The sequence below is a fragment of the Bradyrhizobium sp. ORS 285 genome (assembly GCF_900176205.1).
GTDB lineage: Bacteria > Pseudomonadota > Alphaproteobacteria > Rhizobiales > Xanthobacteraceae > Bradyrhizobium.
The window spans coordinates 5,103,783-5,118,524 of sequence record NZ_LT859959.1 but is presented as its reverse complement, the minus strand read 5'-3'; the positions used below and the strand labels follow the sequence as shown (position 1 = coordinate 5,118,524).

The 14,742-nt window shown below is 65.2% G+C and carries 15 protein-coding genes; 7 read left to right on the top strand and 8 right to left on the bottom strand.

Annotated features, from left to right (window positions below; all coding sequences use genetic code 11):
- Positions 1-64: 64 nt before the first annotated feature.
- Positions 65-1,279 carry an acyl-CoA dehydrogenase gene (locus BRAD285_RS22915; RefSeq protein WP_006609424.1) on the top strand — a complete coding sequence of 405 codons (1,215 nt, stop codon included), beginning with the start codon at positions 65-67 and terminating at the stop codon, positions 1,277-1,279.
- A gap of 169 nt (positions 1,280-1,448) precedes the next feature.
- Positions 1,449-2,366: an MBL fold metallo-hydrolase gene (locus BRAD285_RS22910; protein WP_006609425.1), complete on the top strand. Its 918-nt coding sequence runs from the start codon at positions 1,449-1,451 to the stop codon at positions 2,364-2,366.
- Positions 2,367-2,434: 68 nt separating this feature from the next.
- Here the strand turns inward: BRAD285_RS22910 and BRAD285_RS22905 are convergent, their stop codons facing one another.
- The 3 genes from BRAD285_RS22905 to BRAD285_RS35860 form a co-directional block, all read right to left on the bottom strand.
- Positions 2,435-3,295 carry a DUF1499 domain-containing protein gene (locus BRAD285_RS22905; protein WP_006609426.1) on the bottom strand — a complete coding sequence of 287 codons (861 nt, stop codon included), beginning with the start codon at positions 3,293-3,295 and terminating at the stop codon, positions 2,435-2,437.
- Positions 3,296-3,527: 232 nt separating this feature from the next.
- Entirely contained in the window at positions 3,528-5,156 is a 1,629-nt protein-coding gene (locus BRAD285_RS22900; RefSeq protein WP_006609427.1) for a fatty-acid--CoA ligase, read from the bottom strand.
- Positions 5,156-5,326 (bottom strand): hypothetical protein, encoded by a 171-nt coding sequence (locus tag BRAD285_RS35860; RefSeq protein WP_172889721.1) that lies wholly within the window; start codon positions 5,324-5,326, stop codon positions 5,156-5,158. The genes BRAD285_RS22900 and BRAD285_RS35860 overlap by 1 nt, the downstream gene beginning before the upstream one ends.
- On the opposite strand from BRAD285_RS35860, the gene BRAD285_RS22895 reads away from it, so the two are divergent.
- A complete protein-coding gene (locus tag BRAD285_RS22895; RefSeq protein ID WP_006609428.1) occupies positions 5,283-6,428 on the top strand; it encodes an extensin family protein in 1,146 nt (381 codons plus the stop codon). The genes BRAD285_RS35860 and BRAD285_RS22895 overlap by 44 nt on opposite strands.
- A 162-nt stretch (positions 6,429-6,590) precedes the next feature.
- Here the strand turns inward: BRAD285_RS22895 and BRAD285_RS22890 are convergent, their stop codons facing one another.
- On the bottom strand, positions 6,591-7,271 hold the full coding sequence (locus BRAD285_RS22890) for a L,D-transpeptidase (RefSeq protein ID WP_006609429.1): 681 nt from the start codon (positions 7,269-7,271) through the stop codon (positions 6,591-6,593).
- Positions 7,272-7,603: 332 nt separating this feature from the next.
- Here BRAD285_RS22890 and BRAD285_RS22885 point away from each other — a divergent pair, with 332 nt between their 5' ends.
- Together BRAD285_RS22885 and BRAD285_RS22880 are read left to right on the top strand one after the other, a co-directional pair.
- Entirely contained in the window at positions 7,604-8,581 is a 978-nt protein-coding gene (locus tag BRAD285_RS22885; protein ID WP_006609430.1) for a magnesium transporter CorA family protein, read from the top strand.
- A gap of 417 nt (positions 8,582-8,998) precedes the next feature.
- Positions 8,999-9,235: a hypothetical protein gene (locus BRAD285_RS22880; RefSeq protein WP_006609431.1), complete on the top strand. Its 237-nt coding sequence runs from the start codon at positions 8,999-9,001 to the stop codon at positions 9,233-9,235.
- Between the two features lie 243 nt (positions 9,236-9,478).
- On the opposite strand, the gene BRAD285_RS22875 is transcribed toward BRAD285_RS22880, so the two are convergent.
- Together BRAD285_RS22875 and pdxH are read right to left on the bottom strand one after the other, a co-directional pair.
- On the bottom strand, positions 9,479-10,231 hold the full coding sequence (locus tag BRAD285_RS22875) for an SDR family NAD(P)-dependent oxidoreductase (protein WP_006609432.1): 753 nt from the start codon (positions 10,229-10,231) through the stop codon (positions 9,479-9,481).
- Between the two features lie 132 nt (positions 10,232-10,363).
- Positions 10,364-11,014, bottom strand: coding sequence for a pyridoxamine 5'-phosphate oxidase (pdxH, locus tag BRAD285_RS22870; RefSeq protein ID WP_006609433.1), 651 nt, complete (start codon positions 11,012-11,014; stop codon positions 10,364-10,366).
- A 125-nt stretch (positions 11,015-11,139) separates the two neighbouring features.
- Here pdxH and BRAD285_RS22865 point away from each other — a divergent pair, with 125 nt between their 5' ends.
- Together BRAD285_RS22865 and BRAD285_RS22860 are read left to right on the top strand one after the other, a co-directional pair.
- Complete coding sequence (locus BRAD285_RS22865) at positions 11,140-11,544, top strand: RT0821/Lpp0805 family surface protein (RefSeq protein ID WP_006609434.1); 405 nt, start codon at positions 11,140-11,142, stop codon at positions 11,542-11,544.
- Positions 11,545-11,656: 112 nt separating this feature from the next.
- Complete coding sequence (locus tag BRAD285_RS22860) at positions 11,657-12,619, top strand: DnaJ C-terminal domain-containing protein (RefSeq protein WP_006609435.1); 963 nt, start codon at positions 11,657-11,659, stop codon at positions 12,617-12,619.
- 673 nt (positions 12,620-13,292) lie between these two features.
- Here BRAD285_RS22860 and BRAD285_RS22855 read toward each other — a convergent pair.
- Together BRAD285_RS22855 and BRAD285_RS22850 are read right to left on the bottom strand one after the other, a co-directional pair.
- Positions 13,293-14,063 carry an anti-sigma factor gene (locus BRAD285_RS22855; protein WP_006609436.1) on the bottom strand — a complete coding sequence of 257 codons (771 nt, stop codon included), beginning with the start codon at positions 14,061-14,063 and terminating at the stop codon, positions 13,293-13,295.
- Between the two features lie 64 nt (positions 14,064-14,127).
- Positions 14,128-14,616, bottom strand: coding sequence for a sigma-70 family RNA polymerase sigma factor (locus BRAD285_RS22850; protein WP_006609437.1), 489 nt, complete (start codon positions 14,614-14,616; stop codon positions 14,128-14,130).
- Positions 14,617-14,742 lie beyond the last annotated feature (126 nt).

Sequence of the window (14,742 nt, the reverse complement as noted above, 5' to 3'; positions counted from 1 at the left end):
ACTCCCAGGACTTAACCTCTAGATGGCTGCGACTTGTGCGCAGCAAGACGCGAAAGGACCATTCATGAGCGCGCGCCCTCAGGCAAAGGACAAGCCGGCCCAGTCGAGCTTCCAGTGGGACGATCCCTTCCTGCTGGACGAGCAGCTGACCGAAGACGAGCGCATGGTGCGTGACACCGCGCGCGCCTATGCCCAGGACAAGCTGCTGCCGCGCGTGGCCAAGGCCTATCTGGAAGAGAAGACCGACCGCGAGATCTTCAACGAGATGGGCGAGCTCGGCCTTATCGGCATCACGCTGCCTGAAGAATATGGCTGCGCCAATGCGAGCTACGTCGCCTACGGCCTCGTCGCGCGCGAGATCGAGCGCGTCGATTCCGGCTATCGCTCGATGAACTCGGTGCAGTCCTCGCTGGTGATGTATCCGATCTATGCCTATGGCGACGAGAACCAGCGCAAGAAATATCTGCCGAAGCTCGCCAGCGGAGAATGGGTCGGCTGTTTCGGGCTGACCGAGCCGGACGCCGGCTCCGATCCCGCGGGCATGAAGACCCGCGCGGAAAAGGTTGCCGACGGCTATCGCCTGACCGGCAGCAAGATGTGGATCTCGAACGCGCCGATCGCTGACGTGTTCGTGGTGTGGGCCAAGTCGGCCGCGCATGATAACCAGATCCGCGGCTTCATCCTCGAGAAGGGCATGAAGGGGCTGTCGGCGCCGAAGATCGGCGGCAAGCTGTCCTTGCGTGCCTCGATCACCGGCGAGGTCGTGATGGACGGCGTGGTGGTGCCGGAAGACGCGCTGCTGCCCAACGTCTCCGGCCTCAAGGGTCCGTTCGGCTGCCTCAACCGCGCCCGCTACGGCATCTCCTGGGGCGTGCTCGGCGCCGCCGAGGACTGCATGCATCGCGCCCGCCAGTACACGCTCGACCGCAAGCAGTTCGGCAAGCCGCTTGCGGCCACCCAGCTGGTGCAGAAGAAGCTCGCCGACATGGAGACCGAGATCGCGCTCGGCCTGCAGGGCTCGCTCCGGGTCGGCCGGCTGATGGACGAGGGCAAGATGGCCCCGGAGATGATCTCGATCGTCAAGCGCAACAATTGCGGCAAGGCGCTCGACATCGCCCGCGTCGCTCGCGACATGCACGGCGGCAACGGCATCCAGATCGAGTATCACGTGATGCGTCACGCCGCTAACCTTGAGACGGTCAACACCTATGAGGGCGCGCACGACGTCCACGCCCTGATCCTCGGCCGCGCCATCACCGGCATTCAGGCGTTCTTCTGATTGAGACGGAACGCTGTCAGACGTCGTCGTGGCCGGGCTCGTCCCGCCTGCGCGGCCGAAGCCGCTTCGGCGCGGCGAAGGCCCGGCCATCCACGTCTTAGCGGGGCACGAAGCGTGGATGCCCGGGTCAAGCCCGGGCATGACGGAGTAACCAAGCGACGAGCACGCCATGGCCGACAATGACGACGTTCCCTTCAACCGCAACTTTCCGCTTCAAGCGGGGGTCGTGGACGAAGTGCGACCGGGCATCCGTCGCGTCCTCTGCAACAATCCGAGCCCATTCACCTTCACCGGCACCGTCAGCTACATCGTAGGCCGCGGCAAGGTCGCGATCATCGATCCCGGCCCGGACAACGAGGCGCATGCGCAGGCGCTGCTCGATGCCGTCAGGGGCGAGACCGTCACCCACATCATCGTCACGCACACCCATCGCGACCACTCGCCGAACACCGGCCGGCTGAAATCCGCGACCGGTGCGACCGTCTATGCCGAGGGACCGCATCGCGCCTCGCGGCCGCGCTACGAGAGCGAGAAGCACAGCCCGGAGTCCGGCGTCGACCGCGATTTCGCGCCCGACGTGGCGGTTGCCGACGGCGACGTGATCGAGGGGCAGGGCTGGCAGCTCGAAGCGGTGGCGACGCCGGGGCACACCGCCAACCATCTCGCCTTCGCCTGGGGCGAGCGCAGCACGACCTTCGTGGGCGATCACGTCATGGGCTGGGCGACCTCGATCGTGGCGCCGCCCGACGGTTCGATGGTCGACTACATGGCCTCGCTGGAGCGGCTCGCAGGCCGGCCGGAGGAACTGTATTTCTCAGGTCACGGCCCGGAGATTCCCGAAGGCCCACGCTACACGCGGTTCCTGATGCGCCACCGGCAGGCCCGCGAAGCCTCGATCCTGCATCGTCTGGCCAAGGGCGAGGCGGACATTCCGACCATGGTGCGCGCGATCTATATCGGCATCGATCCGCGGCTCACGACGGCGGCCGGCTACTCCGTGCTGGCGCATCTGGAGGATCTCGTCGCCCGCGGCGTCGTCGCGACGGAAGGCGATCCGGTAATCGGCGGGACGTATCGGCTGGTGTAGGGAAGGGCAGAGAGGGAAGAGAGGCGATCGGAAAACGTCGTCCTATTCGCTATTGCCCATTCGCCCCTTCACTTTTTCACTGTCTTCGCATTGCCCTTCGCCGCCACCGGCGGCGGCGTGATCTTCTTCACCGGCTTCTGCGCCTCGGCCTCGCCGGCGTTCGAGAGATCCTCGATCAGCTTGGTCACCCGCGCGGCATTGCTGCCGAGATCGGAATCGAAATAGCGCGAGGCGGAGCGAACATCGATGCGGGAATCCTCGCCGTCGGGCTGGATGCGGATCGAGATGTCCTCGCGGAAGCCCATGATCGGCGTGCGGGCAACGGCCTCGATGCGGCCGACCCGGCGCGGCGGCTGCGGCGCGCGCTCGTCGACCACGAACCATTTGCGCCGGTTGACCAGCTTCAGCGCGATCGCATAGGCGCGATCCGGCGGCAGCTCGATCTGCACCGGCTCGATATCCGGATAGAATTTCTGCTGCTGTTCGGCCGAATAGAGCCCGGCATAGACCGCGGTATTGGTGCCGTCGCCGTTGCGCAACGCGGCCAGTGCCTCGAAGCGTGGCGGATCGATCGGATCGGTGGTGATGTCGTAGATCTTCGGCAGCTTGCGGTATTGGAGCGCCAGATAGGCCGGGTAGGCCAGCACCACGGCATCGATCATGAAGGCGAGCAGCACCCGGCTCATGCCGCGGCTGCCATTGCGCCAGATCGCCACGAAGGCGGCGAGCCCGAGCAGGATCGACAGCATAGCCAGGCCCAGGGCGCCGAAGAACGTTGCCAGCGCCGGCTTCATCTCCAGGAAGTCGAAGCGCAGGATCAGGATCGAGACCAGCACGGCGACGACGGAGAAGACCGCGAGGTTGCGGGTCCATGTCGCGAGGCTCGAGGTCGGCTCCGACAGATAGGGGGCGTGAAACCTGCGGGCCATCGTGTCAGGAACTGCCGGGTTGGACCATCACGGGCGATGGCCGTCGCCGTCTGAGAGACCATGGCGAAGATGCAAATTCAAGGCCTTTGCCGGCATCCTCAGGGTTCATGAACGGGACGATACATCTCAAAGGCGGGGCGCGCGGCCTGATCGCGGCGCGGGGAGGATCGAGACCGAAAACGGCCCCGCCATCTCTGGAGGGGCCGTTCGGATCCGAGTCCTGCAATACCTGTTAGGCCGCCGCGTTCGGGAAGCGATACGCCTTGAACTGGTCGCGCAGCGCGGTCTTGAGGATCTTGCCGGTCGCGGTGTGCGGGATGCCGTCGACGAAGGCGACGTCATCGGGCATCCACCACTTCGCGATCTTGCCCTCCATATATTTCAGGATGTCCTCGCGCGTCGCGGTCTGCCCCTGCTTGAGCTGCACGATCAGAAGCGGCCGCTCATCCCATTTCGGATGATAGACGCCGATGACGGCCGCTTCCGCGACGGCAGGATGGCCGACCGCGAGGTTCTCCAGGTCGATCGAGGAGATCCACTCGCCGCCGGACTTGATGACGTCCTTGGAGCGGTCGGTGATGCGCATGAAGCCATGGGCATCGACAGTGGCGACGTCGCCGGTGTCGAAAAAGCCTTCGTCGTCGAGAATCTTGTTGTCGACCTTGTAGTACGCCTTCGACACCGCGGGTCCGGAGACCTTGAGCCGGCCGAAGGTCTTGCCGTCCCATGGCAGCTTAGCTCCGGCATCGTCGGTGATCTTCATCTCGACGCCGAACGGCGGGAAGCCCTGGGTCTGCAGGATGTCGAGCTTGGCGTCGCCCGCGGCATCGAGGAACGGCGGCTTCAGGGTGGCGAGCGTGCCGATCGGGCTCATCTCGGTCATGCCCCAGGCGTGGCGCACGCCGATGCCCATGTCGAGGAAGGCCTGGATCATCGAGCGCGGCATCGCCGACCCGCCGCACACCACCATCTTCAGATGCGGGAGCGTAAGTTTGTGCGCCTGCATGTGCTGCAGCAGCATCAGCCATACCGTCGGCACGCCGGCGGTGTAGGTCACCTTCTCGGTGTCGAGCAGTTCGTACACCGATGCGCCGTCGAGCTTCGGGCCGGGCATCACCAGCTTGGTGCCCATGGAGGGCGCGGAGAATGCGATGCCCCAGCTGTTGGCATGGAACAGCGGAACCACCGGAAGCATTGTGTCTGCGGCCGAGGTGCCGAGCGAGTCGCGGTTGTTGGCCATCAACGCATGCAGCACGTTGGACCGATGCGAATACAGCACACCCTTTGGATCGCCTGTCGTGCCGGACGTGTAGCACATCGCCGCCGCGGTGTTCTCGTCGAAGGTGCTCCAGGTGAAATCGCCGTCGGCCTCGCCGATCCACGACTCATAGGCGACCGCGTTCTTCAGCGTCGTCTCCGGCATGTGCGCGGCGTCGGTGAGCACCACGTAGCGCTCGACGCTCGGCAGCTTGTCGGCGAGCTTCTCCAACAGCGGCACGAAGGTCAGGTCGGTGATGACGATGCGATCCTGGGCGTGATTGACGATCCAGGCGATCTGCTCGGGGAAGAGGCGCGGATTGACCGTGTGACAGATCGCGCCGATTCCCATAATGCCGTACCACACTTCGAGATGGCGGCCGGTATTCCAGGCGATGGTGGCAACGCGATCGCCGAGCTTGATGCCGTCGCGCGTCAGCTTCTGTGAAACCTTGAGCGCGCGGTCGTGGATTTGCCGATAGGTGGTGCGAACGATGGGGCCTTCGACCGAGCGTGTCACGACCTCCTGGGTGCCGTGGATCGTCGCTGCATGCTCGATGATCCGGTGGCAAAGCAGGGGCCAGTCTTGCATCAATCCAAGCATCAGGTCGTTCCTCCGGTGGTGTTCGCTTTAGGCAGCGAGGGTCTTTTGGTCGGTTGCGGGAATTTTAGCGCGCGCCGCAGCGCGCGCAAATGGCCTTGTGGCAGCCATACCGTCGCGCCCGGCGCGATGGTTAGCGTGGCCGCCGTGACCATTGCATTGAGCTGGCTCATGGCTGCCCCGCCGGCTGCGGCACGCTCCCGGGACGGCGGCCAGCCCCATACGCACGCCGGCTTCGAATCGGCCGCGCGGCGCGATCATCCGGTGGCCGCTGTCCCGATGCCGCAGCCGCGGCCGGACACGGCGCCGCCGCGGACCGGCGCCAAGGCCAATCCGCCGGCTGATTCGGCTGACGGTGCCGGCAGACCGGCCAATTCTGACAAGGAGACCGGGGAGCCTGGCAAGCAGCCAAGCGAGGCCAATCGCGAGGCGAAGGCCCCGCCTGCGCCGCAGCTTTCCGCTTGCCGGCAAGCTCTGACCGAGGAGATCGCGATCGCGCCGTCCATCCCGCCGATCAAGGGTCCCGGCGCCTGCGGTGGCGACGACCTGGTGCGGCTGGAGGCGGTGGTGCTGCCGGACAAGCGGCGCGTGGCGCTGACGCCGGCCGCGACCATGCGCTGCACGATGGCCACTGCCGTGGCGAATTGGGTCCGCAGCGATCTGGTCCCGCTCGCCGCCAGGCTGGGCAGCCCGATTGCTGCGCTCGACAATTATGATTCGTACCAATGCCGCGGCCGCAACAACATCGCGGGCGCGCAGATGTCGGAGCACGGCCGCGCCAATGCGCTCGACGTGCGCGGCTTCAAGCTCGCGGACGGCCGCATGATCGAGCTGACGGATCGAACGCAGCCGCGCGACCTGCGCGAGACGGTGCTTCATTCGGTGTGCACGTATTTCACGACCGTGCTGGGCCCGGATTCCGACTGGTATCACGAGGATCACATCCACCTCGATCTCGCCGAGCGCCGCAGCAACTACCGCATCTGCCAATGGGACGTGCTCGATCCCCTGCCGAAGGTCGCGCCGCTGATGCCGGCGGTGCGGCCCGACGATGCGCCGCCACGGGAGACGGCGGAGGCCGATGAGGCAGGGAAGGGCGGTAAGGCCGCGGCCCGAACCGGCTCATCGGGTGCGGCGGAGGCAGAGAAGCCGAATTCCGAGCCGGCCCCCAGCGACGCAGCCGAAGCTGATGACAGCGAACCTGCAGCGCCTGCACCTGCACCGCCACCGGTGCATCCCAAGGCCAGCAAGAAGAAGCACAAGAGCCGATCCTGAGCGTGCAGTTCGGCTCCTCGATCGCCCGCGAGATCGCTCGACGGGCGAACGGCGGGCGCTTTCGGCAAAGCTGCAAACCAAAAAGGCGCCGGATGACCGGCGCCTTTGAAAAGGATGCTAAACGCGTTTCTCGGCTTTTGATCTCGTGCGCGCGGGCGAAGCCTACTGCATCGCTGCGTAGGTGCCGCCGCCCTGGAGGGCCATCTGCGGCTTGTAGGGCGAATCGCCCTTCTTCGGATCCAACACGACGACGATGGTGCCGACCTTGACCCGGTTGTAGAGATCGATCGCGTCCTCGTTGGTCAGGCGGATGCAGCCCGAGGAAATCGAGGCGCCGATATATTCCGGCTGGTTGGTGCCGTGGATGCGGAACAGCGTGTCCTTGCCGTTGGCATAGAGGTACATCGCGCGCGAGCCCATCGGATTATCCGGGCCTGCAGCCACGAAGGTCGGCACGCCCAGGCGCTCGATCTCGCTCTTGGTCGGATGCCAAGCCGGCCACTCGGTCATGGCGCCGACCTTGGCGATGCCCGACCAGGCCATGGCCTCTTCGCCGACGGTGATGCCGTAGCGGATCGCTTTGCCGCCATCGAGCACATAATAGAGGTAATGGGCGTCGGAATCGACGACGATGGATCCCGGAGCTTCCTTGCGGTGATAGTCGACGATCGCGCGGCGATACGGCTCGGCCACCGGGGTGTTGGTATAGCGGATCTTCGCGAGAAGTTCCTTGTCCTTCGGCTTGAAAGCCTGGGTGTTGGTCGCCTCATAGGTCGTGGCCTGCATGCAGCCCGACAACATCAGGCCGGCGGCCAGGAGTCCGAGTTTCACCTTCAGCGACATCTCACCACTTCCAATTGATAGCTGACGTTGCAATGCCGCGGCCGCACCACTGCATCGCGATTCCAGATGTCCCATTATCGTCAGAATCGATCTCGATTCCAGCCGATACACGCACAAGTCACGCTGCAGCGCCGTGATTGTTGCTTTTTTGTCGCAAGAATCCGGCGGACCATCCACAGCTGTGCTCCGAATGGCACGGTCGCACCGTTCTATGCGTGCTGCCGCGCGATCGCAAAAAGCCGATGGACCCTGCCGGCAAGCTGCGTCACAAGGCGGCAGCACCCCGCCGGTAAATCCGCCGAAAACCACGTCTCGCGATTCGGAGTTTCTCTATGTTCTCGGTGTTCGTCCCGTCGGAGTCCTCGCTCAAGAAGGCGGCCGTCACCGATCCCGCAGCCCTGCCGGACAATGCGGTCTGGGTCGACCTTGTGAACCCGAGCAGCGCCGAGGATCGGGCGGTCGAGCAATTGGCCGGGATTGCGGTGCCGACGCGCGAGGACATGCAGGAGATCGAGATCTCCAGCCGGCTCTACATCGAGAACGGCGCCCGCTACATGACTGCGACCCTGATGTGTCATTCCGACACCGACATGCCCAGGACCACGGCCGTGACCTTCATCCTCTCCGGCCACCGCCTGGTGACGGTGCGCTACGATCAGCCGCGGCCGTTCGCGGTGGTGGAGGCCAAGCTCGCCCGCAACTGTGCGCCCGGCATCACCGGCGAGATGGTGCTGATGGAGCTGCTCGACGCTGTGATTGATCGCTGTGCCGACATTCTCGAACGGGTCGGCGCCGACATCGATCAGGTCAGCCACGAGATCTTCGAGCCCAACAACGAGCGGCACGGCCACGCCAAGCAATATTCGCAGATCCTGATCGCGATCGGCCGCAAGGGAGACCTGACCTCGAAGGTGCGGGAAAGCCTCGTCTCGATCGGCCGCCTCGTCACCTTCCTCTCGGCTGTGGTCGAAGGCGTGAAGTGGTCGAAGGACATGCGCGAGCAGCTCAAGACCATGCAGCGCGACGTCGCTTCGCTGACGGACCACGCGTCCTATCTCGCCGGCAAGATCACCTTCGTGCTCGACGCGATGCTCGGCGTCGTCAATCTCGAGCAGAACAACATCATCAAGTTGTTCTCGGTGATGGCGGTGGTGCTGATGCCGCCGACCTTGATCGCATCGATCTACGGCATGAACTTCAAGATGATGCCGGAGCTCGAATGGGCGCACGGCTATCCGATGGCGCTGGTGTTGATGCTGATCTGCGCGATCGTGCCGTACTACATCTTCAAGCTGAAGAAGTGGCTGTAATACAGTGGCCATCGCCGATTTCCTGGCGAGCCTGATCGACGTCTCTCGTCTGCAAGATCGAGTGCTCGGAGCCCCGCGCCACACGCTTGTGGTGGCCTCATGGGCACGGTGTTATTAGCAGCTCAGGGCATGTTCGCTCATCGAAATCCCGGTCGCTGGTATAGCGCTATGCACTTCAGCCGACACAAACGGCACGCGGCAAAACATGCCGGCAAATAGTTGTTAGGTCCGCCGCAACGCCGCTGCAAAGGCGCCTCAATTCCTCAGGTAAAATTTGACGGGAACACTGAACGTTTGATCGAAACTTCTCTGCGATAAGTCAGCACGTAGGCATGACCGACGACGAGCGCTTCGGCGCTTGGCATGCAAGGCGAAGCTGGAGGGGGCGTTGATCGCACCCGGGGCGAAGAGGCGGCAATGGTTGAGAAACGCATAACGGCATCGAACAACGTGGTCGAGCTCGCCAGCTATCAGCGCGGCCGCGCCGGCATCGTCGTGGCCCATGCGCTGTCGCCGCGGACCTGCAGCTACTGCGGCGCAGAGCTGGAGGAGGACGAGCGCGAGGACGATTGCTCCAGCGCGCTGAACGTCGAGACCGATCGTCTGCGCTGGCGCGCCGCGCAGATACTGCGTGGCTTGGTATGTGAAGGCTGAACGGAACGTTCGACTTGCCGCATGTTCGGTAAGTCCTGCCGGGCGCACGATCCGAAACCCCGAATGCAAGTGCAGCGCAGCGCCCCCTCGACGGGGCGCTCTTCGTTTGCGACGCCCCTCGGGGAGGGCATTCTTCTCAAGTGGCGTTAATTTGGCCTTCGTCCGTCCATCCGGGACTGATCGACGACTGCAAGCCGCTGTGAACCACAACGGGATCGGTCGTCAGGCTCCCTGCCAATCGTGTCAGACGTGCTGGCCGCCGTTGATGTGGATCTCGGCGCCGTTCACGTAGGAGCTGGTCTCGGTGCACAGCACGTAGATGATCTTGGCGACCTCGTCGGGTGTGCCGAGCCGCTGCATCGGGATCTGCTCCTGCACGATCTTCTCGGTGCCGGGCGACAGGATCGAGGTATCGATCTCGCCCGGCGCGATCGAGTTGACGCGCACGCCGACACGGCCGAAATCCGAAGCCATCTCGCGGGTCAACGCCGCGAGCGCCGCCTTGGACGTCGCGTAGGCGGCGCCGGCGAAGGGATGCACGCGCGAGCCGGCGATCGAGGTGACGTTGACCACCGAACCCTTGGCCGCCTTGAGCTCGTTGATCAGGCCGCGCGCCATCATGATCGGCGCGAAGAAGTTGACGCGGAAGACGTGATTCCAGGTGTCGAGATCGGTGTCGACGGTGCCGAGCCGCGCACCGCCGGATCCCTTCGGCGAGATCGCGGCGTTGTTGACCAGCGCATGCAGTTCGCCGCCGTCGATGCGCTGCTTGATTTCGGCGATCGCGCGCAGCGTATCCTGCGGATCGGCGAGGTCGACCTGGACGTGGTCCTCGGGACCGGCTCCCCACGGGCATTCCTCCGGAAACGGATGCCGCGAACAGGTCAGCACGCGCCAGCCCGCGGACGAGAAGCGGATCACCGTCGCGTGGCCGATGCCGCGGCTGGCGCCGGTCAGCAGCATCGTGCGCCGCGGCTGGTTGGAAGAGGTCGGCATGGGCTGGGTCTCTCACGATCCCTGAGGGATCAACTTACCACAATGGTTGCGTGTTCGCTGCGCTAATCCTGCGCATCGATGTCGAACGACGCGTTTGACGTTGGCCTGACGAGGCGTCGTGCTGTCCCGTGCTTACGGATACATCCTCACCTTCGCCCATGGCTGGCCGGCGGCGTCGCGGCGGAATTCGATGCGGTCGTGCAGACGGAATGGCCGGTCGTGCCAGAACTCCATGCGAACAGGCGTGATGCGCCAGCCGCTCCATCCCGGCGGCCGCGGCACCTCGCCGATGATGTATTGCGCGGCGACCTTGGCGATCGCCTGCTCGAAGGCGAAGCGGCTCTCCAGCGGCTGCGACTGCTTGCTGGCCCACGCGCCAAGCTGCGCCTGTTTCGGCCGGCTCGCGAAATAGGCGTCGGCCTCCGCGTCGGTCACCGGCGTCACCAGGCCGCGGATGCGCACCTGCCGGCGCAGCGACTTCCAATGAAACAGCAGCGCAGCCTTCGGATTGGCGGCGAGCTCCTGGCCCTTCTGGCTGGCCTTGTGGCTGTAGAACACGAAGCCATCAGCGTCATAGCCCTTCATCAGCACCATGCGCACGTCCGGCAGCCCCTCAGCATCGACCGTCGACAGCGCCATCGCATTCGGATCGTTCGGCTCGCTCTTGGTGGCCTCCGCGAACCACTCCGCAAACAGCGCAAACGGCTCGCCGGCCTGGGTAAAATCGGCCGATGTACCGGATGTTAAGGTTGTCTGGTGTTTGATGCTCGTGGGGTCGGTCATGTCTTTGGGGAGTCCGAGTTTTGCGTTCACCCGCGGCCAAGCGCGTGCAAGTCGAGTCTGGTCCGGTCCTATATAGGGCATCGGTCCGGCTTGGCCTATCCGCGATCGGTCATGCCGGCACCGCTTTGACACTCATTCTAATCGGCCTGTCCGGCGGCGGCTGCAGCCTGTCGCGTCCCGAGACGGCATTCGCCAAGATGGAGGATGCGGAGATCACCGGCACGATCAGCCCGCCGCCCGAACGCGAGCCGACCGAGGCCGATCTCGCTTTCGCCCGCAACGCCGCATCGGACGTGCTGACCAAGGGCACCAAGGATTCCAGCCAGCCCTGGCAGAATCCGCAGACCGGCGCCCGCGGCTCGGTGACGCCGATCGCCAAATCCTACACGGCCGACAACGGCCGCACTTGCCGGGATTTCCTGGCGAGCTATGTCAACGGCAAGACCGAGCGGTGGCTGCAGGGCTCGGCCTGCCGGATCGAGCGGGGACGCTGGGACATCCAGACGCTCAAACCCTGGCAGCAAAGCTAACGGGATCGCACCGGAACCCGTTGCAAAAATACAACGGACTCCCCAGATGAAATGCAAAGCGGGCGGGGAGCCCATAGGTTAGTATCTGACTTTCTGTAAGGAGACGTGACGGATGCGCGACCCCTATGAGGTCTTGGGGGTGCCGCGAAGCGCCAGCGCTGCGGCCATCAAGAGCGCCTATCGCAAGCTCGCCAAGAAGCATCATCCCGACAGCAACAAGGATGACCCGAAGGCATCGGCCAGGTTTGCCGAGATCAATTCAGCCAACGAGATCCTGGGCGACGAGGAGAAGCGGAAGCAGTTCGATCGCGGGGAGATCGACGCCGACGGCAAGCCGCGCTTCCAGGGCTTTCCTGGCGGCGGCGCCGGCCGGGCCGGCCCTGGCGGCGGCTTCGAGAATTACAGCTTCCGCAGCGGCGGCGGGCCGGGTGGCGGCTTCGGCGGAGGCGGCGGCTTCGAGTACATTCTCAACAGCATGTTCGGCGGCGCGGCCCGTGGCGGGCGCGGCGGCGGCAGCCCGTTCGAGTTCGATACCGGCGGTGTCGGCGTCGATCTCGACCTGAAGGTCGCGATGTCGGTGTCGCTCGAGGAGTCCGTCAAGGGCGGCGAGAAGCGCGTGCGCCTGCCCTCAGGCAAGGAACTCAACGTCAAGGTTCCGCCGGGCGTCGCCGCGGGTCAGCAGATCCGACTGAAGGGGCAGGGCGAGAGCGCGCCGGGACATCGGCCCGGCGATCTCCTGATCACGATCCAGATCGCGCCGCATCCGTTCTTCAAGGTCGAGGGCAGCGACGTCAGGCTGGATCTGCCGATCACGCTGTACGAGGCGGTGCTCGGCGCCAAGGTGCGCGCGCCGACTCTCGGCAGCGCGGTCGAGCTGTCGATCCCGAAGAACACGTCCAGCGGCCGCACCTTCCGGCTGAAGGGCAAGGGGCTGCCGAAGAGCGACGGCTCCGCGGGCGATCTGTTCGTCACGACGAAGATCGTGCTGCCGGACGGCAACGACGCCGAGCTGGAGGCGCTGATGACCAAGTGGCGCGACAAGCATCCCTACAATCCGCGCAGCAATCTTTCGTAACAGGATTGCCGGCTGCAAAACCTCTGGCGCCCTTCGGGGATAGGTTGGATTGCACCACCCGTGCGGCTGCCCCTCACCCCAGCCCTCTCCCCGTGAAGAACGGGGAGAGGGAGCGCACCGCGCCCGCGGTGATGCCCTGCGTCACGTCCACCGTGGGCCTTAACCAACAAAGATATTGGGCAATCTCATTCAACACGCGCGGTGCAATCTCTCCCCGCGCTTTGCGGGAGAGGTCGGGTGGCGCAGCCATCCGGTGAGGGGCATGGCACATAGGCAACCCGGAGCGCGGGTCTATCGGACTCACGCGGTGCGTGGACCTGAGCGCCAACGCAAGCGCTGGCCATCGTCAAAGAGAACGAGAAAGAAGTGCGGCCTCGAAAGGGGGACCAGCGCGGTACAAAACCCCAGTCGAGGCCGCTTCCGTGTCGATCGGCGGATCGAACACTCCTCATTTTTTCGTGAAGTTTCGGAGCGATATTGAGACGGGTCCGTGCCCTGATTCCAGATTTTCGGTGACGGAATTGCGGCGTCGACCTCAGCGTGTCCTCCGCCCATGAGATGAGAAGAGGCCCGCCCTCAGGGGTATCGCTTCCAGCTCGGCTGCAAATGCTTCTGATGATGCTGAAAATCCCGAAGAGGCCGGCGTCAGCGGAAGCCCGGCGATGGCAGACCGCTAGCCGCCCGCACGTTCGGACTGGTCATAAACAAGGCGTGCAACCTGAGTGAGACGTGTCCGGTCGCTGCCGCCGCTGACGACGTAGCTGACCCCGCGCTCCGCCCAGGACAGCGCGGAGGTATTGCCCTGCGCCGTGTAGCGCATCTGTGCCGCTTCGATCCCGACCTTGGTCGCATACACCGTGAAGCGCTCGCCGGAGGCGCTCTCATACATCAGAAAGGAGGCTGGCCCGGTCGGGCCCGGCAGCAGCCGGCCACCGACGAGCTTAAGCCCGGTGGCTTCCAGCTCAGGGGCCTGCACGGTGCGGCCGCAGCGCTTCGTCAGCCATTGCTGGAGATGCGCCTTCTCCTCGCCGGGCACCTCGACCGGGTGGCGCACCTCGACGACGTAGAGCCGGTGCGCGTCGAGCGCCTCGCCAGCGAGGTTCTGGAGCAGTGCAGGGGAGGTGGCCGCGCCATGTGCCACCCAGCCGACGGCGCCGCCGACCGCAAACGCCACGACGCTCGCCGCGACGGCGCCGACGATCCAGCGCCGGGGACGATGATCCAGCCGATCGAGGTCCAGGCGCCGCGGCACCGGCTCGTTGACGACCGAATCGTAGCGGGCATGCAGCGCCTCGGTCATGCTGCGCCAGGAGGCCACCCGTTCGGCATCCGCTGGATGCGCAGCAAGCCAGCGCTCGACATCGCTGCGGCGCTCGGCCGGCAGCTCGTTGTCGACATAGGCGTGCAGCTCGTCCTCGGTGACGGGAATGGTCGGCTCGGTCATGATCTTGGTCTCGTTGCAGTCATGCGACCGCGGTCGCGCGGCTTTTGTGCGGTCGATGGCAGGCTCATTTAACCCTCCGCAGTGCGGGGCGCTCGCCTTCCAGCACGGCCCGGACATGGGCCCGGGCGCGGGCGAGGCGCGACATCACGGTGCCGATCGGGACGCCCTGGATATCGGCGACCTCGCGGTAGCTCATGCCTTCGAGCACGACCAGCAGCAGCACGGCGCGCTGCTCCTCCACCAAGGTCGCGAGCGCGCGCTCGATGTCGCGGCCCTCGGCCTCGGTGCCGCTGGCATCGGGATTGTCGTCCTGCAGCGGCATGAAATGCGGCCGCCGCGCCAGCGAGCGGCGGCGGTTCTTGTTCAGGTTGGTCAGGATCGTATACAGCCAGCTGCGCAGATCCCCGCCCAGGAACAGCCGCTCGGACCGCAACGCCCGCACCAGGGTATCCTGGACCAGGTCGTCGGCCGCATCCACGTCGCGCGCCAGGGCCCGGGCATAGCGGCGCAATGCCGGGATCATGGCCTCGACGCTCTGGCGAAACGCGCTCATGGGGTGTCCGGCGGCCGTCCAATGTTGTGACAGCGACGCGGGCCGCAACCGCGCCTTGCAACGATCATAACCCCGCGATGATGGGCCTATTCCGGCCCGGCAAGGCCTGCCCGGACTTTGCCACAG

Bases quoted from the DNA above. Each gene is read 5' to 3' on its own strand.
- BRAD285_RS22915 (WP_006609424.1), top strand. From the start codon at position 65: ATGAGCGCGCGCCCTCAGGCAAAGGACAAGCCGGCCCAGTCGAGCTTC.
- BRAD285_RS22910 (WP_006609425.1), top strand. From the start codon at position 1,449: ATGGCCGACAATGACGACGTTCCCTTCAACCGCAACTTTCCGCTTCAA.
- BRAD285_RS22905 (WP_006609426.1), bottom strand. From the start codon at position 3,295: ATGGCCCGCAGGTTTCACGCCCCCTATCTGTCGGAGCCGACCTCGAGC.
- BRAD285_RS22900 (WP_006609427.1), bottom strand. From the start codon at position 5,156: ATGCTTGGATTGATGCAAGACTGGCCCCTGCTTTGCCACCGGATCATC.
- BRAD285_RS22895 (WP_006609428.1), top strand. From the start codon at position 5,283: ATGGTTAGCGTGGCCGCCGTGACCATTGCATTGAGCTGGCTCATGGCT.
- BRAD285_RS35860 (WP_172889721.1), bottom strand. From the start codon at position 5,326: ATGAGCCAGCTCAATGCAATGGTCACGGCGGCCACGCTAACCATCGCG.
- BRAD285_RS22890 (WP_006609429.1), bottom strand. From the start codon at position 7,271: ATGTCGCTGAAGGTGAAACTCGGACTCCTGGCCGCCGGCCTGATGTTG.
- BRAD285_RS22885 (WP_006609430.1), top strand. From the start codon at position 7,604: ATGTTCTCGGTGTTCGTCCCGTCGGAGTCCTCGCTCAAGAAGGCGGCC.
- BRAD285_RS22880 (WP_006609431.1), top strand. From the start codon at position 8,999: ATGGTTGAGAAACGCATAACGGCATCGAACAACGTGGTCGAGCTCGCC.
- BRAD285_RS22875 (WP_006609432.1), bottom strand. From the start codon at position 10,231: ATGCCGACCTCTTCCAACCAGCCGCGGCGCACGATGCTGCTGACCGGC.
- pdxH (WP_006609433.1), bottom strand. From the start codon at position 11,014: ATGACCGACCCCACGAGCATCAAACACCAGACAACCTTAACATCCGGT.
- BRAD285_RS22860 (WP_006609435.1), top strand. From the start codon at position 11,657: ATGCGCGACCCCTATGAGGTCTTGGGGGTGCCGCGAAGCGCCAGCGCT.
- BRAD285_RS22855 (WP_006609436.1), bottom strand. From the start codon at position 14,063: ATGACCGAGCCGACCATTCCCGTCACCGAGGACGAGCTGCACGCCTAT.
- BRAD285_RS22850 (WP_006609437.1), bottom strand. From the start codon at position 14,616: ATGAGCGCGTTTCGCCAGAGCGTCGAGGCCATGATCCCGGCATTGCGC.